General features: G+C 44.8%; 24 protein-coding genes and 1 other annotated feature. Of the genes, 19 read left to right on the forward strand and 5 right to left on the reverse strand.

The window, feature by feature from the left end:
- Window positions 1-132 precede the first annotated feature (132 nt).
- The 16 genes from murB to ileS all read left to right on the forward strand — a co-directional run bounded on the left by murB (window position 133) and on the right by ileS (window position 16480).
- Window positions 133-1038, forward strand: a complete 906-nt coding sequence (murB, locus tag QFZ78_RS37585) for a UDP-N-acetylmuramate dehydrogenase (protein WP_307555162.1) — start codon at window positions 133-135, stop codon at window positions 1036-1038.
- A gap of 15 nt (window positions 1039-1053) precedes the next feature.
- Complete coding sequence (gene murA, locus QFZ78_RS37590; RefSeq protein ID WP_307555163.1) at window positions 1054-2322, forward strand: UDP-N-acetylglucosamine 1-carboxyvinyltransferase; 1269 nt, start codon at window positions 1054-1056, stop codon at window positions 2320-2322.
- A gap of 97 nt (window positions 2323-2419) precedes the next feature.
- On the forward strand, window positions 2420-3328 hold the full coding sequence (locus QFZ78_RS37595; protein ID WP_307555165.1) for a cell division protein FtsQ/DivIB: 909 nt from the start codon (window positions 2420-2422) through the stop codon (window positions 3326-3328).
- Window positions 3329-3605: 277 nt separating this feature from the next.
- Complete coding sequence (ftsA, locus tag QFZ78_RS37600) at window positions 3606-4853, forward strand: cell division protein FtsA (protein ID WP_307555167.1); 1248 nt, start codon at window positions 3606-3608, stop codon at window positions 4851-4853.
- 30 nt (window positions 4854-4883) lie between these two features.
- Entirely contained in the window at window positions 4884-6005 is a 1122-nt protein-coding gene (gene ftsZ / locus QFZ78_RS37605) for a cell division protein FtsZ (protein ID WP_029196512.1), read from the forward strand.
- A 234-nt stretch (window positions 6006-6239) separates the two neighbouring features.
- Entirely contained in the window at window positions 6240-7163 is a 924-nt protein-coding gene (gene spoIIGA, locus QFZ78_RS37610) for a sigma-E processing peptidase SpoIIGA (RefSeq protein WP_307555169.1), read from the forward strand.
- Between the two features lie 179 nt (window positions 7164-7342).
- On the forward strand, window positions 7343-8065 hold the full coding sequence (gene sigE / locus QFZ78_RS37615) for an RNA polymerase sporulation sigma factor SigE (protein WP_307555171.1): 723 nt from the start codon (window positions 7343-7345) through the stop codon (window positions 8063-8065).
- A 161-nt stretch (window positions 8066-8226) separates the two neighbouring features.
- Entirely contained in the window at window positions 8227-9009 is a 783-nt protein-coding gene (gene sigG / locus QFZ78_RS37620) for an RNA polymerase sporulation sigma factor SigG (RefSeq protein ID WP_029196509.1), read from the forward strand.
- A 135-nt stretch (window positions 9010-9144) separates the two neighbouring features.
- On the forward strand, window positions 9145-9444 hold the full coding sequence (locus QFZ78_RS37625) for a YlmC/YmxH family sporulation protein (RefSeq protein ID WP_307555174.1): 300 nt from the start codon (window positions 9145-9147) through the stop codon (window positions 9442-9444).
- Between the two features lie 119 nt (window positions 9445-9563).
- A complete protein-coding gene (pgeF, locus tag QFZ78_RS37630) occupies window positions 9564-10409 on the forward strand; it encodes a peptidoglycan editing factor PgeF (RefSeq protein ID WP_307555176.1) in 846 nt (281 codons plus the stop codon).
- Window positions 10410-10453: 44 nt separating this feature from the next.
- Window positions 10454-11140, forward strand: coding sequence for a YggS family pyridoxal phosphate-dependent enzyme (locus tag QFZ78_RS37635; protein ID WP_307555179.1), 687 nt, complete (start codon window positions 10454-10456; stop codon window positions 11138-11140).
- Between the two features lie 38 nt (window positions 11141-11178).
- The gene (locus QFZ78_RS37640) at window positions 11179-11601 is read left to right on the forward strand and encodes a cell division protein SepF (protein WP_171648417.1); all 423 of its coding nucleotides are present in this window, start codon (window positions 11179-11181) and stop codon (window positions 11599-11601) included.
- 65 nt (window positions 11602-11666) lie between these two features.
- Window positions 11667-11906: a YggT family protein gene (locus QFZ78_RS37645; protein ID WP_373460417.1), complete on the forward strand. Its 240-nt coding sequence runs from the start codon at window positions 11667-11669 to the stop codon at window positions 11904-11906.
- Between the two features lie 2 nt (window positions 11907-11908).
- Window positions 11909-12691: a YlmH family RNA-binding protein gene (locus tag QFZ78_RS37650; protein WP_307555184.1), complete on the forward strand. Its 783-nt coding sequence runs from the start codon at window positions 11909-11911 to the stop codon at window positions 12689-12691.
- 155 nt (window positions 12692-12846) lie between these two features.
- Entirely contained in the window at window positions 12847-13323 is a 477-nt protein-coding gene (locus QFZ78_RS37655; protein ID WP_029196502.1) for a DivIVA domain-containing protein, read from the forward strand.
- Between the two features lie 72 nt (window positions 13324-13395).
- Window positions 13396-13644: a binding site (T-box leader), on the forward strand.
- Between the two features lie 67 nt (window positions 13645-13711).
- Window positions 13712-16480 (forward strand): isoleucine--tRNA ligase, encoded by a 2769-nt coding sequence (gene ileS / locus QFZ78_RS37660; protein ID WP_307555186.1) that lies wholly within the window; start codon window positions 13712-13714, stop codon window positions 16478-16480.
- A gap of 51 nt (window positions 16481-16531) precedes the next feature.
- Here ileS and QFZ78_RS37665 read toward each other — a convergent pair whose 3' ends face one another.
- A complete protein-coding gene (locus QFZ78_RS37665) occupies window positions 16532-17275 on the reverse strand; it encodes a TraR/DksA C4-type zinc finger protein (RefSeq protein ID WP_307555188.1) in 744 nt (247 codons plus the stop codon).
- A gap of 183 nt (window positions 17276-17458) precedes the next feature.
- On the opposite strand from QFZ78_RS37665, the gene lspA reads away from it, so the two are divergent.
- Genes lspA through QFZ78_RS37680 form a run of 3 tightly spaced genes read left to right on the forward strand, consistent with a single transcriptional unit; the run spans window position 17459 to window position 20091 of the window.
- Complete coding sequence (lspA, locus tag QFZ78_RS37670; protein ID WP_307555190.1) at window positions 17459-17977, forward strand: signal peptidase II; 519 nt, start codon at window positions 17459-17461, stop codon at window positions 17975-17977.
- Entirely contained in the window at window positions 17952-18902 is a 951-nt protein-coding gene (locus tag QFZ78_RS37675) for an RluA family pseudouridine synthase (protein ID WP_307555192.1), read from the forward strand. The genes lspA and QFZ78_RS37675 overlap by 26 nt, the downstream gene beginning before the upstream one ends.
- 31 nt (window positions 18903-18933) lie before the next feature.
- Complete coding sequence (locus QFZ78_RS37680; RefSeq protein WP_307555194.1) at window positions 18934-20091, forward strand: aminotransferase A; 1158 nt, start codon at window positions 18934-18936, stop codon at window positions 20089-20091.
- A 101-nt stretch (window positions 20092-20192) separates the two neighbouring features.
- Here QFZ78_RS37680 and QFZ78_RS37685 read toward each other — a convergent pair whose 3' ends face one another.
- From QFZ78_RS37685 to QFZ78_RS37700, 4 genes are all read right to left on the reverse strand, one after another.
- The gene (locus QFZ78_RS37685; protein WP_307555196.1) at window positions 20193-21314 is read right to left on the reverse strand and encodes an N-acetyldiaminopimelate deacetylase; all 1122 of its coding nucleotides are present in this window, start codon (window positions 21312-21314) and stop codon (window positions 20193-20195) included.
- A gap of 21 nt (window positions 21315-21335) precedes the next feature.
- Entirely contained in the window at window positions 21336-22046 is a 711-nt protein-coding gene (gene dapD / locus QFZ78_RS37690) for a 2,3,4,5-tetrahydropyridine-2,6-dicarboxylate N-acetyltransferase (RefSeq protein WP_307555198.1), read from the reverse strand.
- A gap of 72 nt (window positions 22047-22118) precedes the next feature.
- A complete protein-coding gene (locus tag QFZ78_RS37695) occupies window positions 22119-23999 on the reverse strand; it encodes an ABC transporter ATP-binding protein (RefSeq protein WP_307555200.1) in 1881 nt (626 codons plus the stop codon).
- Entirely contained in the window at window positions 23996-25720 is a 1725-nt protein-coding gene (locus QFZ78_RS37700; protein ID WP_307555202.1) for an ABC transporter ATP-binding protein, read from the reverse strand. The genes QFZ78_RS37695 and QFZ78_RS37700 overlap by 4 nt, the downstream gene beginning before the upstream one ends.
- Window positions 25721-26528: the final 808 nt, after the last annotated feature.

Genomic DNA, 26528 nt, shown 5'->3' on the forward strand with positions numbered 1-26528 from the left:
CACCTAAGGCTTAATATGGCGCCAAACAACGAAGACCGGCCATCTTCGACTCGGTCCGTATTATGAAATTATGAAGCTTGAAGCTGCTTTTCAAGATAATTTCGCCCTACGTTCTGTGAAGGAGGTTTTCCCATGCAACAGTTAATATCCGACTTACAGGCAGCAAATATTGGCGAGATTCGAACGAATGAACGACTAGCCCCTTATACGACATGGAAAATCGGCGGTCCGGCTGATTGCCTCGTTATCCCCCAAACGAAAGAGCAGGTAGCTGCTGTCATCCGATTTCTATATGAACGCGGTGTTCCATGGACGGTCATTGGTAGAGGATCTAACCTGCTTGTAAGTGATAAAGGCATTAGAGGGGTCGTTATTAAACTTGGCAATGCGTTAGAAACGCTTCGCTTTGATGATGCGATGGTCTACGCAGGTGGTTCCTATTCGTTCATTAAATTGTCCGTACTAGCGGCCAAAGAAGGTTTAACCGGACTGGAGTTTGCTTCTGGCATTCCCGGTTCTGTGGGAGGCGCCGTCTACATGAATGCAGGGGCTCATGGGTCCGATGTGTCACGCATACTCAAGCAGGCTGAAGTCATCCTGGACACAGGGGAATTGGTCACATTGAAGGCGGAGGATTTGCAGTATGCCTATCGACATTCCATTCTACAAACAATGCCCGGCATTGTAACGGAAGCTGTCTTTGAATTACAGGTTGGAGAGCGCAAAGAAATTGCGGGAGCCATGGCGGCTTACCGGGATCGACGCCTCCGCACGCAACCGCTTCAATTAGCTTGCGCTGGGAGTGTATTTCGCAACCCCGAAGGGGGATTCGCAGCCAAGCTCATCGAAGAAGCTGGCCTGAAAGGCAAACGTGTCGGTGGAGCTGAAATTTCTAAGCTTCACGCCAATTTCATTGTTAATACCGGAGATGCTACAGCCGAGGACGTTCTCACTCTCATAGGCGAGGTACAGCTAATCGTACAGAATCAGTACGGCATATCGCTAGTACCGGAAGTTCTGGTGATGGGTGAGAGGTAAATCGGAGGTGGAACTTTGGAGAAGCTCGTTATCGAAGGTGGAAGACCTCTTACGGGAGCCATCCAGATACACGGCGCGAAAAACGCCGCATTACCAATTTTAGCAGCCTGCATCCTGGCTAGCGGCACTCATACTCTGCATAATGTTCCTAATTTGCTCGATATCGACACCATGCTGCGCATTCTTCGCGCGCTAGGCTGTCGTGCTGAGCAGCAAGGGGATATGGTATCTATCACAACATCCACAGCTAATTCCTCTCATATCCCAGAAGAATTGATGGGGCAGATGCGTTCCTCCATCTTTCTAATGGGTCCGCTACTCGCTAGATTCGGCAGTGTTACGGTATATCAACCAGGTGGCTGCGCGATCGGTGAACGTAAAATCGATTTGCACCTTAAAGGTTTGCAGGCTCTCGGAGCCAACATTGAAGAATTTGCCAACAAAATTGTTTGCACCGCAGATTCATTGCAAGGCAGCGAGATTGTTCTAGACTTCCCAAGCGTTGGTGCTACAGAAAATATTATGATGGCTGCTGTTAAGGCAGAGGGCATCACAACGATTTACAATGCTGCCCGTGAACCAGAGATTCAGGATTTGCAAAACTTCCTGAACACAATGGGCGCCGATATCATTGGCGCAGGAACGGACACCATAACGATTCGCGGAGTGGAGTCATTGTCTCCTTGTTCATATCGCATCATACCCGACCGCATTGTAGCAGGAACATTCCTTGTTGCGGCAGCTGCGACCAAAGGAAACATTACACTCGAAAGGGTGAACCCTGCTCATTTAACTTCGGTTATTCATGTCCTCAAGCGCGCAGGTGTTCAAATCATCACGGACGGTGATATAATACATGTAAGCTGTCCGACAAGACCGAAGGCGGTCGAGCGAATTGTTACTTCACCGCATCCGTCCTTTCCTACGGATCTTCAATCGCAAGTCATGGTGCTGTTATCTCTAGCAGATGGACTAAGCGTAATGAAAGAAACGATATTTGAAGGTAGATTTAAACACGTTGATGAACTTTCCCGTATGGGAGCGGACATCCGTGTCGATATGAGCTCAGCCTTTATACGTGGGGTTCCGAGGTTATATGGAGCTACAGTTGAAGCGACTGATTTGCGAGCCGGTGCAGCACTTGTCATTGCCGGTCTGGCTGCGCATGGCACAACGATCGTTGAGCAAATTCATCATATTGATAGAGGCTATGATAGAATTGAACATATGCTTTCCATGCTGGGAGCCTCCGTGCATCGCCAATCACCCGTCCCAAGCGAGTAGAATGTTTGAATGACTTCCGCGGATCCCTTCCTGCTTGCAGGTGGGGATACACGGTTTTCATTTGTTTGTCATACGAAAATAATAGGTGGTGCCCATCTTGTCTGAAGACCGCAAAGTACCCACTCTGCCTGTCCCTAAGCCGCGTGCGCGTACGAATCGGAAGCTGCTCATTTTCTTGTTCGTTTTTTTCATCACAGTTCTTATCATTTTATTTTTTCAATCCTCCCTGAGCCGAATTAGTGCCATTGAAGTTCAAGGGAATGAGCTTATGGCATCAGAAGCAATCGGACAAGCTAGTCAAATTGCCGTAGGTGATCGTTTCTTTGCCGTTAGCTCACAGGCTATCCAGCAGCGCATTGCCAAGATGCCCATGATAAAAACGGCACTCGTGAAGAAGCAATTTCCAGGCATTATCCGTATTACTGTAGAAGAATTTCCTAAAGTGGCGTTTCAAATTGGAGCAGATGGTAAGAAGCAGGCTGTGCTCGCTGATGGCGCTGTCGTAGAGCTTTCTTCAGGAAGCATTCCTTTGGACATGCCTATTTTAACAGGGTGGACAGACGGCGATCCGAATAAGGCTGCACTTTGCAAAGTGCTTGGTGAAATCCCGGAGAGCGCGCTTTCTGACATTTCCGAAATTAAACCGGACCCGTCGGAACCATACCCTGACAAGATCAAACTGTATACAAGATCCCAATTCGAAGTGTATACAACCATTGCCTATTTACCCGAGAAAATTGACAATTTGCCTGCCTATATAGCAAGCTTACAAGAAGATCATATTACGAGTGGTGTTATCAAAATGCTAGAAGTAGAGTATCACGCTCCATTCGAACCGAATGAAGAGTCCCAGAATGAATCGAACAATGAAACCGGTCAGAAGGCTGGGAGTAATTCCCCAAGTCCTACACCTGATTTGAACAAAGATGGGGGTAAGACAAGCCCAAAGGCGACTCCAAAAGCAACGCCCAAATCGCCACCAAAGGAAACAGTGCGTCCTTCCTGACAAAAAAACGTTTAATGGGCTACTCAATCACTTAAAATAATGTTAAAATTAGATTTATGGTTAAATAGGTTTCTATCAGTTCCTTAGATTGTTTTAAGTAGTTACTAGACAGGATCTATATCATTTTTTCTTCAATAAGATTAGATATGCAAATGACTTTTTTTACTAGCAAAAAAAATGTAGAAAAAAGAGGGAATATGGCGGTTGTGTGGAATACGTATAGAAGTATTTGTGAGGAATTCACTTTATTACCCAAGTTACAGGAGGTGCCAGGGGCTTGAGCAACAATGACATCATTGTTAGTTTAGACATCGGTACATCCAAGGTTCGAGCTATTATTGGGGAAGTCGTAAACGGAACCATTAATATAATAGGAGTGGGATCTGCCGAGTCAGAGGGTATTCGTAAAGGCGCAATCGTTGATATTGATCAAACTGTGAATTCAATTCGCAGCGCCGTTGATCATGCTGAACGAATGGTCGGCGTACAAATTTCCGAGGTTTACGTAGGAATTTCAGGTAATCATATTGCTCTTCAATCTAGTCATGGTGTTGTCGCTGTTTCTAATGAAGACCGAGAAATCGGAGAAGAGGATATCGATCGTGTTATTCAGGCGGCCAGAGTCATCGCATTACCTCCCGAACGTGAAATTATTGGAGTTGTACCTAAGCAATATTTAGTAGATGGACAAGAAGGCATTAATGATCCTCGTGGCATGATTGGTGTTCGCTTAGAAGTGGAAGCGACAATTATCACTGGAGCGAAGACAGGGATACATAATTTAATCCGTGTTGTGGAAAAATCCGAACTGAAGGTTGCAGGCCTCATCTTGATGTCGCTAGCATCTGGACAATTAGCCTTATCTAAGGATGAGAAAGCTGTTGGAACGGTTCTGGTTGATGTAGGAGCAGGGGCAGCAACGATTGCAGTATTTGAACAAGGTAATCTTGTGGCTACGTCGACGATTCAAATCGGTGGCGAGTACATCAGTAATGATATCGCAATTGGACTCCGGACTCAGCTCGAAATCGCAGAGAAAATAAAGCTGAAATACGGTTGTGCTTCTGTAGATGATTCAGCGCCCGATCAAGTATTTAAGGTAACGAGAATGGGAAGCAATGTGGAAAAAGAGTTTTCGCAAGTAGACCTCGCGAATATCATTGAACCCCGCGTTGAAGAAATTTTCCAAATGATTCGTGCGGAAGTTCATCGTTTGGGATATGGTGATTTAGCTGGTGGTTATGTGCTTACAGGCGGAACCGTTTGTATGCCAGGCATACTTGCGGTCGCACAAGATGAACTTGCAACATCTGTACGCATCGCTGTTCCGGATTTCATTGGAGTGCGTGATCCTTCCTACACTAGTGGCGTTGGTATCATTCAATTCGTATCCAAGTACATGAAAAATCGGAATTCGGGGCTCTCGAAGAAAGTAGTAACGAAGTCAACAGCAAAAAAATCCTCCGATAGTAATAAACCAGGTTTTCTTGAACGGGTAAAAAATTTTTTCAGTGAATTTATATAGTGAACGCAAAGTTAGGGGGATATGACTCACATGTTTGAATTTGATATGGATTTAGACCAATTGGCTCAAATAAAAGTCATCGGTGTTGGTGGCGGCGGAAGTAATGCAGTAAACCGAATGATCGAGAATGGTGTTAAAGGCGTTGAGTTTATCACCGTTAATACAGATGCTCAAGCTTTACACTTAGCTAAGTCTGTACATAAGTTGCAAATCGGGGATAAACTGACACGCGGTCTTGGTGCAGGTGCAAACCCTGAAGTAGGTAAGAAAGCGGCAGAAGAGTCAAGGGAGACAATTCTGAATACGCTTCGCGGCGCAGACATGGTATTCGTTACAGCAGGCATGGGTGGCGGTACGGGTACTGGTGCTGCACCGGTTATTGCTGAGATCGCCAAAGAAGTAGGCGCTTTAACGGTAGGTGTAGTTACTCGTCCGTTCACGTTCGAAGGACGCAAACGCTCTTTGCAAGCTGAGCAAGGTATTGCAGCATTGAAAGAGAAGGTAGATACGCTTATTATTATCCCGAATGATCGTCTTTTAGAGATTGTAGATAAGAAGACTCCTATGCTTGAAGCCTTCCGCGAAGCAGATAACGTACTTCGTCAAGGTGTACAAGGGATTTCAGACTTAATCGCAGTACCTGGACTAATCAATCTAGATTTTGCGGATGTCAAAACGATTATGACAGAACGCGGCTCGGCCCTCATGGGTATCGGTGTGGCAACGGGTGAGAATCGTGCAGCTGAAGCAGCTAAAAAAGCGATCTCCAGCCCTTTGTTGGAAACTTCCATTGAAGGAGCTCGCGGGGTTCTGATGAACATTACGGGTGGCGTGAATCTTAGCTTGTACGAAGTCAATGAAGCAGCTGATATCGTTGCATCTGCATCTGATATCGAAGTGAACATGATTTTCGGAGCTGTTATTGATGATAAACTCAAGGATGAAATTCTCGTTACTGTTATTGCAACTGGTTTCGAGCATAAGGCAGCACCTGTTCATCAACCCATCAAACGTCCTGGCACAGGTCAACCAGAAACTCCTGCTCCAGACAATCGGTTGAACAATTTGAAACCCTTTGGTTCACAACCTTCAAACGATCAATTAGATATTCCGACGTTTCTGCGTAATCGCGGACGGAATACCGACAAATAATTACACAATAATTGTAAAGAGACCGAAGCCCTACATGATGTAGAGGCTTCGGTTTTTTCTTGTTCCTAGGGCTTTTCTAGCTCAGGATAGGCCGCGCCAACTGACAAAAAAAGTATCATCCTACTAGCAAGTTTAGACAGACTTTGAATTTAGATTCCCATATACTGATTTAGAACCTTAAAGTTTCGTCAGAAAAATTACTATAATAGCATCCGTCTTGGAGGTGAGGAAATTGTGGTCGTCTATGCGGATCTCATTTTCCTGCTGAACTTTCTGATAGATGCGGCCATGCTTCTCGTAACGGCTAAAACGCGGAAAATATCGTTCAAGTGGTGGAGAATCGTAGGTTCGTCGGTTTTGGGAGCTTCCTATGTGGTCATTATGTTCTTGCCAGTGCCGTTGTTTCTTTTTACATTTTCTGTGAAATGTATGTTCTGTATCGGTATGATTATGACTGCTTTTGGGTTTGGCTCCTTACAAAATTTATTAAGAAACATCGGAACGTTCCTTTTAGTGAATTTTGCTGTAGCCGGTGGTATGTTCGGCATTCATTATGTACTGGCATCCTCATCCGATGTGATGAAGGGGATTGTGTTTACGCAAACCGGTGTGGCCATGTTTCAGCTGCAGGTTGGAGGTATTCTGTTTGTGCTTGTGTTGCTGCTACCTTTATTGTGGTGGTTCAGAACCGTATTTCAGAGCTCGAAACAGCGTGAGGTGTTGACATCTTATTTGGCGGAAGTAACGATTCACGTGGGTGATTATACAGCCTCTTGCAAAGGTTTAATTGATACGGGAAATCAATTGTATGACCCGTTAACACGAACCCCTGTAATGGTCATGGAAGTGTCTGAGTGGGGGGATGTATTACCTGTAGAATGGCTCCAAAGGATTCGATCGGCAGATGTTGATCAGATCATAAGTGGTTTGGGTGTGGAGGAATTTGTTTGGCAGGACCGCTTACGTCTCGTGCCATACCGTGGCGTTAATCGGAATACCCAATTCATGCTGGCCATTAAACCGGATAAGGTGGTGATCACCCATAATCATTTGCATATTGAAGCGTCTAAGGTGCTTATCGGACTCGACGGAGGAAAGCTTTGCAGTGACGGCACTTATCAAGCGATTATCCATCCAGCTTTAATTTCAGCAGGATAGCGCTTTCAAAATGGAGGGTGAGTAATAAATAACGTAAACCACTTCTTCGGTTTAGGAAATTTGTTTTGCTAGCAGCAAAACTCTACATATGCTTACGATGAAAGTTTTGCTAACGCAAAACTCAGCGATTGCTTACGAAGTCAGTTTTGCATACGCAAAACTCTTAGGAGGAAACTAACATGTTCTTGAAGTGGAAAATGCTTTTTCAACTAGCGTATTTTCGTATTTTAATGCTATTAGGTCTCAAAGGCGAAGAAATCTATTACATTGGTGGCAGTGAAGCGTTGCCGCCTCCACTGACGAGAGAAGAAGAAGAGTACTTATTGGAAAAGTTACCGTCCGGGGATGCCGCAGTGCGAGCTATGCTGATTGAGCGCAACCTGAGATTGGTTGTTTATATAGCTAGAAAGTTCGAAAATACTGGCATCAATATCGAGGATTTGGTTTCTATCGGTGCCATCGGCCTAATTAAAGCGGTGAACACATTTGACCCGGAGAAAAAGATCAAGCTAGCTACTTATGCTTCACGCTGTATTGAAAATGAAATTCTCATGTACTTAAGACGAAACAGTAAAATACGTACGGAAGTTTCATTTGATGAACCGCTTAACATTGATTGGGACGGAAATGAACTTCTGCTATCTGATGTTTTAGGGACCGAAAATGATACCATTTACAGAAATATTGAAGAACAGGTAGATCGAAAGCTGCTGCATAAAGCACTTGATAAGTTAACAGAACGGGAACGCATCATCATGGAGCTTCGTTTTGGCCTACAAGACGGGGAGGAAAAAACGCAAAAGGACGTCGCTGATTTACTGGGCATTTCACAATCGTATATCTCCAGATTAGAAAAGCGCATTATTAAAAGGCTTCGTAAGGAATTTAATAAGATGGTCTGAAAAATATTTTTTGACAGGTCATGTCGAAATTGTTCAGCAGTCACGGGAGGGAGCGAGTCGAAACCCTTTTGTCAAGTAGCTCCATAGGGGATAGGACAGGAATAAATCAACCGCTCACGGGGATAATTAACAGTAATGTTTCTCCTTGGGAGGTAATCACGGTGACCCGAAATAAAGTTGAGATATGTGGTGTTGATACCGCCAAACTGCCTGTTCTAACCAATGCTGAAATGCGTGAACTGTTCTCTGATTTGCAGACGAAACAAGAACGATCTGCAAGAGAGAAATTGGTCAATGGGAACCTAAGGTTGGTTCTAAGTGTGATCCAGCGGTTCAACAATCGCGGAGAGTATGTGGACGATCTCTTCCAAGTTGGCTGTATTGGTTTGATGAAAGCCATTGATAACTTTGATTTAAGTCAAAACGTCAAGTTCTCAACCTATGCTGTACCGATGATTATAGGTGAGATTCGCCGCTACTTACGAGATAATAACCCGATTCGCGTTTCTCGTTCCTTAAGAGATATTGCTTACAAAGCTTTGCAAGTCAGAGACAGCTTGACGAATCAGAATTCACGCGAGCCTACGATCTACGAAATCTCCGAGGCCCTTAATGTGCCTAAGGAGGATGTCGTATTCGCGCTTGATGCCATTCAAGACCCGGTATCGTTATTCGAACCGATTTATCATGATGGCGGAGATCCCATCTATGTCATGGACCAGATCAGTGATGAGCGCAATAAGGACATGTCTTGGATTGAAGGAATTGCTCTTCGCGAAGCTATGCGTAAACTAAATGCTAGGGAGAAGATGATTCTCTCCATGCGCTTTTTTGAAGGGAAAACGCAGATGGAGGTTGCCGATGAGATTGGCATTTCCCAAGCGCAGGTTTCTAGGCTTGAGAAATCGGCCATCTGTCAGATGCAGAAACATGTGAAATCGTAATTAACATAAAGACTGGATCGGCTGAGACAAGCCGTGAAGGTCTTTTTTTGGTTTTCAGGACATTTTGCCCACACCGCACATATACTAGTACAAAATCAGTTAAAAATCCTAATGAGATTCGTGGTGAATAGCCTCATGAAAATATCTGATTTCCAGACGAAAGATGTAATCAATATTGTCGATGGTAAAAAGCTCGGGCAAATCAGTGATTTGGAGCTTGATCTGCGTCAGGGCCGTATCGAATCGATTGTTGTACCTAATCAAAGCCGATTTTTCGGGTTGTTCGGTACAGGGACAGATGTCATTATACCTTGGAAGCATATTGTGAAAATTGGTGCCGATGTCGTTCTTGTGAAATTAGAAGATGTCCGGCCTTATCGTCAAGCGGATGATAACGAAGGTGTTTATGAGTTCAATCAGCAATTCCGTAATTGACGGAAGGCACACGAGCCAAGGCTGCTGCTTCATGGGCAGGCGAAGCAAACATCGTGTGTCTTTTTATTTTGTGCTAAAGTAAAAGGAGTAAAGATCCAAGTGTGGGGAGAGAGACAACCGTGGAACCATTTGTGAAACAAGGGAAAGAAGATGGGCCAGTCCTATTTACGATAGCAAACTGGATGGAGCAATATAGTGAATTGACTGTTGGTTTTACGTCCCGCCATGGAGGAGTGAGTCAGGGATCCTATTCAACGCTTAATTGCGGACTGCATGTGAATGATGTACCAGAGCATGTGGTGAGGAATCGTGAGTTGATCGCTGAGGCCGTAGGACAGCCGTTTGAAGCATTCACATATGCAGAACAGGTACATAGTAACGAAGTCACTGTAGTAAGTCTACAGGAAAAGGGAATGGGCAGAGCATCAAGGGAAACGGCTATTCAAGCGAAAGACGGATTCATTACTAATGAGAAAGGGATCGTTCTATGTGCGCAATTTGCAGATTGTGTACCGTTATTTTTCTACGATCCTGTTAAGCGTGTTGCCGGGCTTGCTCATGCAGGTTGGAAAGGCACAGTGTTAAACATTTCCATGGCTACTATATCCTTAATGACACATACTTTTGGTAGTCAGGCCACAGACATTCGCGCGGCAATAGGTCCATCCATAAGAGCCTGCTGCTATGAGGTTGATGAGACTGTAGCTAATCGTGTGAACCATGTACTTACCGATATCGAAGCATCATCAGAAGAGCATCAAGCTGTTATGGTCGACAAAGGAAATGGCAAGTATATGCTGAATTTGCAAGAATTGAACCGAAAATTGTTACTTCAAGCAGGAATTTTGTCGTCCCATATCGAAGTATCACAGTTATGTACGAGTTGTAGCACTGATCTCTTTTTTTCACATCGAAAAGAAGGCGGTTCTACAGGTAGAATGATTGCTTGGATGGGTCTTCTTTGAGGAGATTGGTGCAAGCGAAGTGTTGAATTGAGGTGTCTGCAAAAGTGAGTTTACTGGCCCGTAAAGATGAGGTTGAAGCCCGTGTCGACGCAGCATGTAAGCGGTCTGGACGGAAAGAGAACGATGTTAAGATTATTGCTGTAACGAAATATGTTTCCTTAGAGACGACCAAAAGCGTATTGGATGCAGGACTTCTGCATATTGGTGAGAATCGATGGCAGGATGTAAAGCCGAAGTGGGAAGCGCTCCACGAACGGGGAACATGGCATTTCATTGGACATTTGCAAACGAATAAAGTAAAAGATGTCATTGGCAAATTCGCCTACATTCACTCGTTGGATCGGATATCTCTGGCCAAAGAACTGGACAAGCAGGCTGCAGCTTTGGGAATTGAAGTAAATTGTTTATTGCAAGTGAACGTTTCCGGGGAAGAGTCAAAGTATGGCATTGCACCTGAGCATTTCTTCGATTTTGCTACAGAAGTTAGTAGGCTAAAACATATACATATCACAGGTTTGATGACCATGGCTCCTTACGAGATGGAGGCCAATGCAACAAGACCTGTCTTCCGTGGATTGAGAGAATTGCGAGACCGTCTGAATGAACGGAAAATTTTCCCGTACGAGATTACGGAGTTATCCATGGGTATGTCTGGAGACTTTGAAGTAGCGATTGAAGAAGGTGCAACTTGGGTTCGTTTGGGTACTGTTTTGGTAGGGAAAGAACTTTAGTTAACCTGATTTAAGAACATGATAAGGAGGGAACTATAGTGGGTGTTTATAACCGATTTATGAATTTTCTTGGGCTGCAAGAAGAGGAAGAGGTTGTTGAGCGGGAGCGTATTGTGGAAGCAACAGAAGAACCTGAAACCAATCCTTATGAATTACGTAATAAAAATAAGGCTAATGTCGTCAGCATTCATTCACAGAAAAATGCACGTGTCGTGCTAAGTGAACCTCGAACCTATGAAGAAACACAAGACATCGCAGATCATCTTCGTTCCCGAAGAGCCGTGATCGTCAACTTACAGCGAGTTCGTGGCGATCAAGCCATACGTATCGTAGATTTCTTAAGCGGGACGGTATATGCTTTGAATGGGTCTATTTCCAAACTGGGACCGAATATCTTTCTGTGTACACCAGATTCAGTTGATATTCATGGTCACATCTCCGAAATGATGGGTGAGGAATAGGTTCATATCCTAACACAGAGGTGGATGCTTACGTGAATTACGTTCACTATTATCTTAGTATTTTGATGGAAATTTATTATTTCATGATTATTGGCTATTTAATTCTTTCTTGGTTTCCTAGCGCACGTGAGAGCTTCGTCGGAGGACTTCTTGGGAAATTGGTTGAACCGTATTTAAGCCCTTTCCGGAAAATTATTCCTAGCATAGGGTTTATTGATCTTTCGCCAATTGTGGCCTTAATCGCACTGCGATTTGTGGTTATGGGGATTATGGCTGTGCTCGATTTCATTGTGGGGTTGTTCTAACATTGCCAAAAGAACTCTATGGTCATTTTCATTCGGATGAACATCATTTTGTTGACAAAGCCTGGGATTGGGTGGAGCGGGCTGCTGAGCAGCATGCTGTGAAGCTAACAGATTTTCTGGACCCCAGACAAGCTTTTATACTGACATCACTCGTTAACCGTCACCCTGATGTCCATTGTCGGTTAGATGGTGGCTACTCGGCAGCCGAACGAAGAAGGGCTCTGATTGCCCCTGATTACCGATCTTTGGATGGGGAAGATATGGCGATGGCGGTCTTGTCGGTTTCTTCCGGAGACGGCAAATTTTTAACATTAGAACATGGAGATTACATGGGCGCCATTCTTGGACTCGGCATGAAGCGAGACAAGGTTGGCGATATTCATGTTATAGAGGGCGGCTGCCATTGTCTGGTTACCCAGGATGCTGCAGATTACCTGCATTTGAATTTGTCCCAGGTACATAGGGTTCATGTACAAACAGAACTGCTGTCGTTAGATAAGCTGGAACTCGCTCAAGTACAATTGGACGAGCTGAACCTGTCTGTTGCATCTATGCGTATGGACGGGATTGTGAGCGATGTATTCAGGCTTAGCCGAGCTAAAATATTGGTTCCCATTCAAGCTGGCCGCTGCCGCGTCAATTGGAAGCTGGAGGAAGATCCTAGTAAGCCTCTTAAAGAAGGGGATATGGTGTCTTTGCAAGGATTTGGTAGATTCAAGGTGCTTGAAGTGGAAGGCGTAACGAAAAAAGGGCGAATTCGTGTGAAGATCGGCAAATTTGCATGAACGTGGATAATTTATCCACGAACTTTGCAGGAATTGCTTATTTTCTGTCGAACTGATCAGTATAGATGTGGGTTCAAACTAGCTTTCTTGGAAGAAAGCTCAGCTTATGCTTACGAAGTCAGTTTTGCTGCGCAAAACGCTAAGGAGGGGCACTAATGCCATTAACACCGCTAGACATACATAATAAGGAGTTTTCTCGCTCGTTCCGCGGTTATGATGAAGATCAAGTGAATGAATTCCTGGATCAAGTTATTAAGGATTACGAGGCATTGATTCGTGAGAATAAAGACTTGCACAATCAAACGGTGACACTGCAGGAACGTTTGGACCATTTCACGAATATTGAGGAATCACTTAGTAAAACAATTATTGTTGCTCAAGAAGCTGCGGATGAAGTGAGAAGCAACGCCAAGAAAGAAGCACAGCTGATCTTGAAGGAAGCTGAGAAGAATGCAGATCGAATTATTAATGAATCCTTGACACGTTCACGCAAGGTTGCTTTGGAGATTGAAGAGTTGAAAAAACAAGCCTCCATTTATCGCACACGCTTCCGGACGCTGCTTGAAGCACAATTAGAGCTGCTCAACACGGAAGGCTGGCAAAGTATGCAGTTTGAAAATAAAGAAGAGTAGGAATCAATGATTAGGTGGCTGTCATATTGACTATGCCTAACGAATTGGTTATACTCCTGTTATATGTATCTCAGTAAAGCTATGACTGGAACGAGTAGGTCGAATGAGCAGTGTCAGCGAATTAGGGTATTGGTGTGAGCCTAATCTCTGCAGCGTACCGAATATCCCCCAGGAGCGTCTCTTGAAGCGAGTAGAGAGAAACGGGTCATGCCGTTACACATGATCGAGTGATTAAGCTTGTGTTCGATACGCCGGAAGGTGTATGTTCATTTTGCTTGTTAACGAGGGTGGTACCGCGAGCTAAAGTTTCTCGTCCCTTTTGGGGATGAGAGGCTTTTTTTGTTTTTTTTGACAACATAAAGTTTGAGGCAGGAATGGAGAGGTTAGCATGGATTATGGCAAAACATTAAATTTACTACAAACGGAATTTCCGATGAGAGGCAATTTGCCGCAAGCGGAACCGAAAATGCAAGAGCATTGGGAAGCTGAGGACATCTATGCCAAAGTGCAGGAGAGTCGTAGTGGCAGAACCAAATTTATTCTTCATGACGGGCCTCCGTACGCGAACGGAGATATTCATATCGGGCATGCGCTCAACAAGGTATTAAAAGATATCATCGTACGATTCAAAACGCTGCAAGGCTTCGATGCACCTTATGTTCCAGGTTGGGATACACATGGCTTGCCGATTGAGCAAGTCATTACGAATAGCGGTAAAGTTGATCGTAAAAAAATGACCGTCCCTGAGTTCCGTGAATATTGCAAAGAGTACGCTCTTCAGTCTGTTGAGAAACAGAAGAGCCAATTCCAGCGTCTGGGTATCCGCGGTGACTGGAAGAATCCGTATATCACACTGCAGCCGAATTATGAAGCTCAGCAAATTCGAGTATTCGGTAAAATGGTGCAAAAAGGCTTTGTCTACAAAGGTTTGAAGCCTGTCTATTGGTCCCCATCTTCCGAAAGTGCACTTGCAGAAGCTGAGATTGAGTACAAAGAAAAAACGTCCACTTCCATTTATGTGGCGTTCCCTGTTAAAGACGGCAAAGGCAAGCTGCCAGAGGATGCCGCTATTGTGATCTGGACGACAACGGCATGGACACTGCCTGCCAATCTGGGCATTTCACTTCACCCTGAGTTTGACTATGCTGTTGTTCAAGCCAATGGGAAAAAATATGTACTTGCACAGGGCTTGCTTGCAGCAGCAGCTAAGGAAATTGGCTGGGCCGATTACGAAGTATTGTCGACAGTAAAAGGCAGCGAGCTCGAGTTCGTTACGTGTCAGCATCCTTTCTATGACCGTGAATCGCTTGTTATGGTTGGGGAACATGTGACACTAGAAGCAGGTACTGGATGTGTACACACAGCTCCTGGACACGGGGAAGACGATTTCGCGATTGGACAACGTTATAACATCGGAGTGCTATGTCCTGTGGATGATCAAGGGCATTTCACCGCTGAAGCACCGGGCTTCGAAGGCATGTTCTACGAAAAAGGCGGCAAGTTGATTATCGAAAAGCTGCAGGAATCAGGTCTATTGCTTAAAGCTGGAGAAATTCAGCATCAATATGCCCATGATTGGCGCACGAAGAAGCCTGTTATTTATCGAGCAACAGAGCAGTGGTTCGCGTCTATCGATAAATTCAGACAAGAGATGCTGGATGAAATTAAGCAAGTGAAGTGGACACCGGAGTGGGGCGAAATCCGCCTGCATAACATGATTGCAGATCGTGGAGACTGGTGTATCTCGAGGCAGCGTGCATGGGGTGTGCCTATTCCGATCTTCTACTGCCGGAGCTGTAACGAACCGCTTGTTAATGAGCAAACCATTGAACATGTGGCTCAGTTATTTGAGCAAGAAGGCTCAAATGCTTGGTTTATCAAGGATGAGAAGGATCTCCTTCCTCAGGGAACTAGCTGCTCCAAATGTGGTCATGGTGAGTTCCGTAAGGAAACGGATATCATGGACGTATGGTTTGATTCTGGTTCTAGTCATGTGGCTGTTTTAGAATCCCGTCCTGAGCTGCAGTGGCCTGCGGATCTGTACTTGGAAGGTTCTGACCAGTACCGTGGTTGGTTTAACTCCTCCCTCATTACAGGTGTTGCCACAAGAGAGAAATCGCCTTATAAAGGCGTACTCAGCCATGGCTTTACGTTGGATGGAGAAGGACGGAAAATGTCCAAGTCGATCGGAAACACGATTGATCCGAATGTTGTATGTGGTAAGCTAGGTGCTGATATCCTGCGTCTGTGGGTATCTTCAGTCGATTATCAATCGGATCACCGGATCTCGGATAATATCTTGAACCAAACGACGGAAGTATACCGTAAAATTCGCAACACGATGCGGTTCTTGCTGGGTAACATGAGTCATTTCAATCCAGAAACAGATCGTGTAGCGACGGAGAGTTTGTCGGAACTCGATCGTTATGCGTTGATCCGTTTGAATCGTATGATTGAGAAAGTAGTGAAGGCTTATGAAGCGTATGAATTCCATGTCGTTTACCAAACAATTCATCATTTCTGCGCGGTTGAAATGAGCTCTTTCTACTTAGATATTATCAAGGATCGTTTGTATGCAAACGCGCCTCATGATCCTGCTCGGAAAGCTTCGCAGACCGTATTATATGCTTCCTTAACTGCGATTACGAAGCTGATCTCACCTATTCTTCCACATACAGCGGATGAAGTATGGAAGTACATTCCTGGTGTTGAACTCAGCAGTGTGCAGTTAGCAGAACTGCCGGAAGTCGATTCAAGTTTATACAAGGAAGAATTGGAAAATAAATGGAATAGCTTCTTGGATGTTAGAGATGAAGTTCTGAAAGCTCTCGAAGAGGCACGTAAAGAGAAGGTCATCGGTAACTCATTAGGAGCTGCTGTTCATCTATATCCGAATGAAGCTGCTTACGATTTACTTATGCAATTGGAGCAGTTGGATCAGTTGTTCATCGTGTCTGCTGTGAGCGTGCATAAACCTGGAACGGAGACTCCTGCTGGGGTATATCAATCGAAGGATGCGGCCATTGCTATCACGGTAGCTGAAGGCGAGAAGTGCGAGCGCTGCTGGATAGTGACTCCTGAGGTGGGGCAAAGTAAAGAACATCCGACACTATGTGCGAGATGTAATGACGTTGTTTCGGCTCATTACCACGAGTAAAGGAAGCAAACGAGCTTTCGCTTCATGCGAAGCTCGTTTGTCCTGTTTTTTCTAGAGCTGCTCATCCTCCGAATTGGAAAGGTTTTCTGGTTCGAGTAGAGGATCGCCCTCGCCGTTATGCATGTAATCACGGTAGGCCTTACCTCGAACAATGGTGACATGTTCACCATACAGGTCTGTCGCAACAAAGCTCTCGAAAGACTCAACATAACCTTCGTGTTCATCAGCTTCAATATACATTTCGTTGTAGCTTCCCACGTTCGGGTCTTCGGCAAAAGCTGGCGAATTGGAGGTGCCCCAACTTTCAACGATTTGCCAGGCATCTTCACCATCAAATTCGGTCTCATCGTCACGTTCGTCAAAGCTGGTTCGGCCAAAAGGTGGGTAGAGCAGTTGTTCTTCAACAGGTCTTCTGAATGATTGCTCAGGATCAGGAACGTGTTCTAAGCTGTAAATGGTAGTAGGGATAGCTTGAAGACGCTCAAAGGGAATCGGTTGTTTGCTGAACGCACATATACCATATTCTCCACTCTCCATGCGAGCTAAGGCTTCATTGACTTGATTTAAATGAAATTCAGCATGTTCGTTGAGTGAAATATCTTTTTCCCGTTCGTAAATTTCTGTGGCAATGTCTCCTGGATGATTATCATACATGGAGAGCTCTCCAGTACTATCTTTGAAAGAATTGGACAGGCCATAATTATCATTCGTGGCAAAATGTTTCTCAAGATAAAGCTTTTCCTCCAATAATTGCAGATATAATTCTCTTAATTGCTCCTCGGATAAATGGCTCATAGGTTATCGTACAGCTCCTTTCTAACAGCTGATGCCTACCGTTATAATGCCGAGTGACAGCTTTTTTTAGTGAGGTAATTCCTTGAAATTGAGGAACTTGTTTAAAGCTTACGAAAAGTTAATGCTTACGAAGTAAGTTTATGATGCAAGTTTTCTTACGAAAACTCTTAGGAGGAAAAGATAATGAAATATTATTTTTATGCGCTCATCGTTTTTATTTTGGATCAAGTATCCAAATGGTTTATTGTGAAACGAATTCCGCTTGGCGAGGAGCGTCCGGTGCTGGGTGATTTTTTCATCCTGACATCGCATCGCAATAGAGGCGCGGCATTTGGCATTTTGCAAAACCAAAGATGGTTTTTCATTGTGATAACGCTCATTGTTGTGATTGGTATTCTCTGGTACTTGCGCCGGACGATACGTGAAAGAAAAGTTTTGTTATCTTTTGCGCTTAGTCTACTGCTAGGAGGAGCAATCGGTAATTTCATTGATCGAGCTTTATTCGGTGAAGTTGTGGATTTCCTGCAGTTTACCTTTGATTTTAGCTTGTTCGGCAAAGCCATTTATTATATTTATCCGATTTTCAATTTAGCTGATTCGGCCATCGTAATCGGGGTAATCCTGATTTTCTTAGAATCGTTACTTACTTGGAGAAATGAAAAAAAAGGAGCAACGAATGAACACAAATCAGACCTCATCTGAGGCCGTGACAAATGATGTCGTCGAATGGACGGTTGAAGAGCAGTATGCCAGTGAACGTATTGATAAATTCATAACGGAAGCATTGGAAGAAGATGTGTCAAGAACACTCGTCCAGCAATGGGTCAAAGACGGGCATGTTAAAGTGAATGGGAAAACCACTAAACCAAACTATAAGTTGTCTGAACAAGATGTTATTTCTTTGCGAATTCCTGAACCTCAAGGTGTTGAGCTTGCTGCGGAAAACATTCCCCTGAATGTGGTATATGAAGACGCCGATGTCATCGTAATCAATAAACAGCGGGGACTTGTCGTTCATCCAGCGCCTGGCCATTACTCAGGTACGTTGGTTAACGCATTGATGTACCATTGCAAGGATCTATCTGGCATCAACGGAGAACTGCGTCCTGGAATCGTACATCGCATTGATAAGGACACATCCGGTCTCATCATGTCAGCAAAGAACGACAAAGCACACGCTAGCTTAGCAGAACAGTTAAAGGCTCATACGGTCAATCGCAAATATATCGCCTTAGTACATGGGAATCTACAACATGATCAAGGTACCATAGACGCTCCGATAGGTCGCGATTCAAATGACCGCAAGATGTATACAGTAACGGAGAAAAACAGCAAGCATGCGGTAACTCATTTCGTAGTTATCGAACGCTTTGGTGATTTTACCTTGGTGGAGCTGAAGCTGGAAACAGGAAGAACCCATCAAATTCGTGTGCATATGAAATTCATTGGACACCCTCTTGTTGGGGACCCGATGTATGGCAAGAGCAAAGGGATGCTGATGGATGGCCAGGCGCTGCACGCTGCCATTCTGGGCTTTAAGCATCCGCGAACAGGGGAATGGTTGCAATTCGAAGCACCGATTCCAGTTGATATGGAAAACCTTCTGCAAACAATTCGAACATCCTAGGGTTCTTCAGAGTGGGAGAGGAGTGAATCACATGGAGCATCTGATTAATCCACAAGTGAAAGATATTCAAATTTCAGGCATACGCAAAATATCTAATCTCGTCAGCACCATTCCAGGCGCATTGACGTTAACGATTGGGCAGCCTGATTTCCCGACGCCGCGGCATATTATTGAGGCTGGACAGAGGGCATTGGATCAAAATAAAACGGTCTATACGCAAAATCCCGGACTATTGGAGCTGCGAGAAGCGGTATCCAGCTTTGTCCACACGAAGTACGGCCAACAATACCACGCGGCTGATGAAATAATTGTGACCGCTGGAGCGAGTCAAGCGGTTGACATTACGTTACGTACCATTCTTACACCTGGTGCGGAAGTTATTATTCCCGCACCTATTTACCCTGGGTACGAGCCATTAATCAGATTGGCAGGGGGAATTCCTGTCTATGTCGATACCAGACCAAATGGCTTGAAATTAACGGCTGAGTTGCTCGAGCCTTATTTAACAGCTAACACGCGCTGCGTTATCTTGTGCTACCCATCTAATCCTACAGGCCAAGTACTCACGAAGCAGGAATTGGCCGATTTGGCACAATTATTAGAAGATCGGGAATTGTTTATTTTATCCGATGAAATTTACAGTGAGCTTGTGTACGGTGTTCGTCATCAGTCTATTGCAACGATGGGTAAGCTTCGTGAGAAGACGATTGTCATTAATGGCCTTTCTAAATCCCACGCTATGACAGGTTGGCGAATTGGATTTACACTAGCGCCAGCTTACATAACGGAGCATATGGTCAAGGTGCATCAGTATAATGTGACTTGCGCAAGCTCAGTAAGCCAGTATGCGGCATTAGAGGCTTTGACAGTTGGGGTGGATGATGCTCTGCCTATGCGCAATGCCTATGAAGTTCGTAGGGACTATGTCTATGATCGTTTGCTCGCTATGGGTTTCGAGTTAGAGAAGCCGAATGGGGCATTTTATTTGTTCCCTTCCATTGCCAAGTTCGGATTATCCTCTCAAGAATTTACCATGAGACTACTTCATGAGGAACATGTTGCAGTTGTTCCTGGAGATGCTTTCACTTCTTACGGAGAAGGCTATATCCGAATTTCTTATGCTTATTCACAAGAAGTATTGGAACAGTCTCTTGATCGTCTTGAGCGCTTTATAAATAAGCTAGCGTGAGCTAGCTTATTGTAAGGCATTTTATATGTCGACGTTACGTTTATATAACAATACAAAAAACCTCCAAATCCACAATGAAAGTGGGTTGGAGGTTTTTACTTTTAATTAGATTTAAACCGTAAATAGGCTGTAATGGTATCAATGGCTACATCAATAGCATTCTCATTAGGATCAAGCTTGGCGTTATGCAGCCCATGAGGGGTGTCTACCCCTAACCAGAACATGAAGCCAGGTATTTGCTCCAAAAAGTAGCCGAAGTCTTCGCCTGTCATCGCTTCTGTACACTCCACAAGCTGTACGTTATCTTTACCGCGCAGCCAGTCCATGAATTCCACGGTCAAACTAGGATCATTAAACACTTGGCGGTAATTCGAGCCATAATCAATAGAGACTTGACACTCAAAGGAACTTTCGATTCCTGCAGCTACAGCTTCGATACGTTTTTTGATCTTATTCATAGAGTCAGCGGAAAGGGTACGAATCGTACCTTCCAAGCGGGCTTTTTCCGCGATGATGTTCTGCTTGGTGCCAGCTTCCATTTTACCAATGGTAATGACAGCCGAATCAAGCGGATTCACATTACGAGAGACAATAGTTTGCAGTTGACCAACCATTTGTGTCGCCGCTATGATCATATCGTTTGCTTGGTGCGGGTAAGCGGCATGTCCGCCTTTGCCCAGCAGGTCAATGAACAGCTCAGATGTATTGGCAAACAAGATCTCAGGCCTCGTGGCAATCGTGCCTACTGGATATTCAGGAGCTATATGGAGAGCAACCATCTGGTCGGGCTTCCAATCCTGCAATTCTTCAGCAGCAAGCATGGGTAAAGCGCCGCCTGGACCTTCTTCTGCCGGCTGAAACAGCACAATCAGGTCATCCTTCATCGGCTGCTGAGCGAAATGGGTAACAACGCCCATCCCAATTGACATGTGAAAATCATGTCCGCAAGCATGCATGTAACCTGGATGCTGGGAAGGAAACGGAAGAGAGGTCTCTTCCGTAATGGGCAGCCCGTCCATATCCGCTCGATATCCGAAGCGTTTGGTAGGATTAGTACCTTTGATGTAGACCAAAATGCCAGTGCGCCAAGTGCGGATCGTCATTCTATCCTGAGGAAGCTTAGCAAGATGGTCCAGGAGAAGCTGTTGCGTCTTGAACTCTTGAAAGCCCGGCTCCGGAATTTGGTGAAGCTGACGGCGCAGCTCTATAAAGGGGCTAAGCATGGTGAATTCCTCCAGAACACCTTACAGGGTGCGCAGATCTTGTAAAATTTCTGTTTTGGACTTCGTTTTATCGTCCACTTTCTTAATCACTCGTGCAGGTGCTCCTGCTACAACCGTATATTCTTCTACATCTTGTGTAACGATAGCGCCTGCAGCAACAACAGATCCTTTACCGATACGAACACCTTCCAAGATAACGGCATTAGCTCCAACAAGCACATCATCCTCAATCACACAAGGTTGAGCGGAAGGGGGCTCAATAACGCCAGCAACGACTGCACCAGCACCGATGTGACACATTTTGCCTACTTGTGCTCTACCGCCAAGAACAGCATTCATGTCGATCATTGTACCATCGCCAACAGAAGCGCCAATATTGATGAGAGCGCCCATCATGATGACGGCGTTATCACCGATATGTACTTTATCACGAATGATCGCACCTGGTTCAATGCGCGCATTGATTGGCTTCAGATCAAGCATTGGAATCGCAGAATTGCGGCGATCCGCTTCAACAACGAAATCCGCGATTTGCGCTTTGTTTGCTTCAAGAACGGGCTGAATTTCGCTCCATTCGCCAAAAACAACGCCGCTTCCGCCGGATAAGAAGGTTTGGCTGCCTTCGCCAAAGTTAATACCTTCAAGGTTTCCTTTTACGTATACTTTAACAGGCGTTTTTTTCTTGCTTTCTTTAATAAATTGAATAATTTCTAACGTATTCATCTCGGTCATGGTGACATCTCCTTAAAATTTAAATTGACTCTCCTATATTATCAGAAAGGGGGCATTTCAGCCAATGTGTATTCATGTAGCTTTTTGAGCGAACTGACTATTGTACAGATCTGCATAAAAGCCGCGTTGTTCCAGTAGTTGTTCATGTGTTCCTTGTTCAATAACAGAACCATGATTCATAACAAGAATGAGATCGGCATCTCGTATGGTGGAAAGTCGATGTGCAATGACGAAGCTTGTGCGACCCTCCATCAGGTTATTCATCGCTTTTTGGATGGAAACTTCCGTGCGTGTATCTACGCTGCTCGTCGCTTCATCAAGAATCAAAATGGTTGGATCCGCAAGTATGGCGCGGGCAATGGTGAGAAGCTGCTTTTGCCCATGTGAAAGGTTGGATGCTTCTTCATTCAGCTTGGTATCGTAACCTTCCGGTAAGGTTCGAATGAAATGATCGGCATAGGCTGCGCGAGCAGCACTAACGATTTCGTCTTCAGTGGCACCATCACGCCCGTAAGCGATATTCTCGCGGATCGTTCCGTTGAACAGCCATGTGTCTTGCAGTACCATACCGAACAGTCCGCGCAGATGGCTGCGTGACATTTCACGAGTATCTATCGCATCAATGGAAATTGTACCACCCTTTAATTCGTAGAAACGCATGAGTAGATTGACAATCGTAGTTTTACCCGCACCTGTGGGGCCAACAATGGCAACCGTTTGTCCTGGCTCTACATGGATATTCATATCTTGAATTAACGGGGTATCCTCTTTGTAAGTAAAGGTAACCTGTTTAAATTGAACATGACCCTGAACATTCTGGGTCGTTTTTACATGGGCGAGTTCCAGTACTTCCTCAGGCTCATCTAACAGCTCGAAGATACGTTCCGCGGCGGCGATTGTGGATTGAATCACGTTGGCGATATTAGCCACCTGTGCAATAGGCATCCCAAATTGTCCTGAATATTGAATAAACGCTAGAATATCACCGATTTTAATAGCCCCATTTGTTACCATGATGCCACCAATCACACTGACCAATACGTAGCCGATATTCCCGATAAAGGACATAAGGGGGAATATCATCCCAGAGATAAACTGTGCACGCCAGCCTGAATGATACAAGCGTTCATTAATTTCATTGAATTGCTCAACGGATTTCTGCTCACGGCCGAAAGCTTTGACAATGGTATGCCCTGTGTACATTTCTTCCACGTGACCATTAAGTTCACCAAGTGTTTTTTGTTGTCCTTTAAAATACTTCTGAGACCGTGATGCAATCATTTTCGTTCCCAAAATGCTAAGCGGCAAGGTTACGATGGTGGCCAAGGTCAACAAAGGACTAATCGTTAGCATCATAATAATGATCCCGACTAAAGTCACTATTGAAGTAATCAACTGAGTCAAGCTTTGCTGCATGGTAGAACTGATAGTGTCTACGTCGTTAGTAGCCCGGCTCATCGTGTCCCCATGACTACAGGAGTCGAAGAAGGAGAGAGGTACTCGGGTGAGCTTGTCACTAATATCTCTACGGAGATTAAATACTATTTTCTGTGTGACACCGACCATAATCCACTGCTGAATGAACGTGAGTATGGCGCTAAATATGTAAAGAGCTGCAAGAATAATTACGATTTGGAAAATGGCATCGAAATCAATTTTGGCGCCGGAAACACCCTTAAGCTTCGCGATAGAGCCTTCATACAATATGGTAGTTGCGTTTCCCATAAGTTTGGGACTAATTATACTGAAAAGTGTGCTGAGCACAGCTGAGATAAAAACAAGTAGGATAGATACACGGAAAGGACTCATATACCTGGACAACCTTCGTATAGTTCCTTTGAAATCCTTCGCCTTTTGGACCGGCATTCCCATGCCACCCATGCCGCCTCGGCCGAAGTGACCGGGACTTACCCCTGCTTGAGAAGGAGCTTTCTCCTTTGGTTTGTCACTCATGCAATTTCCTCCTCTGACAGCTGAGAAGCAACAATTTCTTGATACACAGCACATGTTTTCATCAGATCTGAATGGGTGCCTATCCCTGCAATTTGTCCATCTTCCATTACGATAATGCGGTTAGCGTCCATAATGGTACTGACACGTTGAGCGACAACGATCATCGCTGATTGCTCGGTTTCGGCTTTGAGAGCTGCTCGAAGCTTAGCATCTGTTTTGAAATCAAGGGCAGAGAAACTATCATCAAATACATAGATATTCGGTTTACGAACCAGTGCACGAGCAATAGCTAGCCGCTGCTTCTGGCCACCGGATAAGTTCGTTCCACCTTGGGCGAGAACTGCTTGATAGCCTACTTTCATCTCGGCGATGAAATCTGCAGCTTGCGCAGTGGTCGCAGCATGCTGAATTTCCTCTTCAGTTGCCATCTCATGCCCAAAACGAATGTTATCAGCAACGGTTCCTGAGAACAGTGCCGCCTTTTGTGGGACATAACCGATTTGCTCTCTTAAACTCTCTAGTTTCAAAGTTGGCAGGGGATGACCATCTATGATAATACTGCCGGACTCTACGTCATAGAAGCGCAAAAGTAAATGAAGGAGAGTCGTCTTGCCTGATCCGGTTCCTCCTATGATCGCTGTTACCTCACCAGGCTCAGCGCGGAAGGATACATCACGGATTGCTGGCTGCTCAGCCCCAGGATAACTAAAGGATACATGTTTAAATTCAACAGCAGCTTGATTGGAATCTAGAGATTTAGCCATTTCGGCGCTAAGTATGTTAGATTGAAGGGCTAAAACTTCATTAATACGGACAGCAGAAGCTGATGCACGTGGAATCATCATGAAAATCATCGTCATCATGAACATAGAAAACATAATCTGCATGGCATATTGGATGAAGGCCATCAAGTCACCAATCTGCATTTGATTGGCATCAATACGAACTCCGCCGTACCAAAGAATGACGACAACCCCAAGATTAAATACAAGCATCATGATGGGCATCATCGTAGACATGATCACATTTACTTTTACGGCTGTTCGTGTGTAATCTAGGTTCGCTTTTTCGAATTTACGCTTTTCATGTTCGGAACGGTTAAAGGCGCGAATGACACGGATGCCGGTTAAATTTTCTCGCAGCACGAGATTGATGCCATCGATTTTGAGCTGTAATGCTTTGAATAAGGGAAGTCCTTTACGCATGATCCCCACAATAGCTAGTGCAAGAATCGGGATGATGGAGATTAGTACAATGGCGAGATGAGCGTCCTTATAAGTGGCCATGATGACCCCACCGACTAGCATCGTAGGTGCGCCGATGAACATCCGCATCATGACAATCACTTGCTGAACTTGAGCGATGTCATTCGTGGTTCTGGTAATGAGGGAGGAAGTACCGAGTTTATCAAATTCGTGCAAGGAGAAGCTTTCCACATGGGTAAAAAGTGTTCGTCGTAAATCCCTGCCGAATCCTGTCGCCGTTCGTGCCAACAAGTAGCTCGCGATGATCACACAAACCATCGCGCCCATGGCTACTAAAAGCATGTAAGCGCCAAACCGGAGTATATAAGGAATATCTCCTTTCACAACTCCGACATCGACAATGTCAGCGAGCAATGTGGGCAGGTACAACTGCGCCAGTGATTGCAAAAGCATCAAGGTAATAATCGCAACTACGGAAGCTTTGTACGGTTTCAGAAGCCGAAACAATTTGAACATGGGTTCCTCCTTAGCGTTTTGCTTTAGCAAAACTAGCATCATAAGCGTTACTGAGTTTTCAAGAAAACGGGCAAATCTCGTGTTTTTACCACATAAGAAAGTATAAGTTTTCGGTTCCCGAAAACCGCTTTCTTAGGATAAAACCTAATATAGGGATCTTTGGTCGTAGAGCAAAGTCTCTCCGCTATAGGGATCTTTGGTCGTAGAGCAAAGTCTCTCCGCTATAGGGATCTTTGGTCGTAGAGCAAAGTCTCTCCGCTATAGGGATCTTTGGTCGTAGAGCAAAGTCTCTCCGCTATAGGGATCTTTGGTCGTAGAGCAAAGTCTCTCCGCTATAGGATCTTTGGTCGTAGAGCAAAGTCTCTCCGCTATAGGGATCTCTGGTCGTAGAGCAAAGTCTCACCGCTATAGGGATCTTTGGTCGTAGAGCAAAGTCTCTCCTCGTTAAACGCGGTCGCTCATCTTTGAATGGCCTCGATAGAGGTTTTCTCATATGTAAATTATAACACATGGCTGAGCGCTAGCTCAAAGCAAGTTCATGAAATAGATATTGACTTATCGTGTCGAAAGTGGGATAATTCCTTTAATCAAATATGTACCTTTAAAAACAGTCCAGAGAGGCTGGCAAGGTAGTCGATGAGAAAAGACGGGATATACTGGGTCGCGGATTCAGTGTATGACTAAGCTTGGGGATGTGCGCATCCTTATGCCCCGCTCTGTATCTTTATGCACTCGTAACTCCTTGCCAACAAATGGCAAGGAGTTTTTTGGTTTTGCTAAAGCAAAACTCAGCCAATGCTTACGATGT

This window comes from Paenibacillus sp. V4I5 (genome assembly GCF_030817255.1).
Classification (GTDB): domain Bacteria; phylum Bacillota; class Bacilli; order Paenibacillales; family NBRC-103111; genus Paenibacillus_E.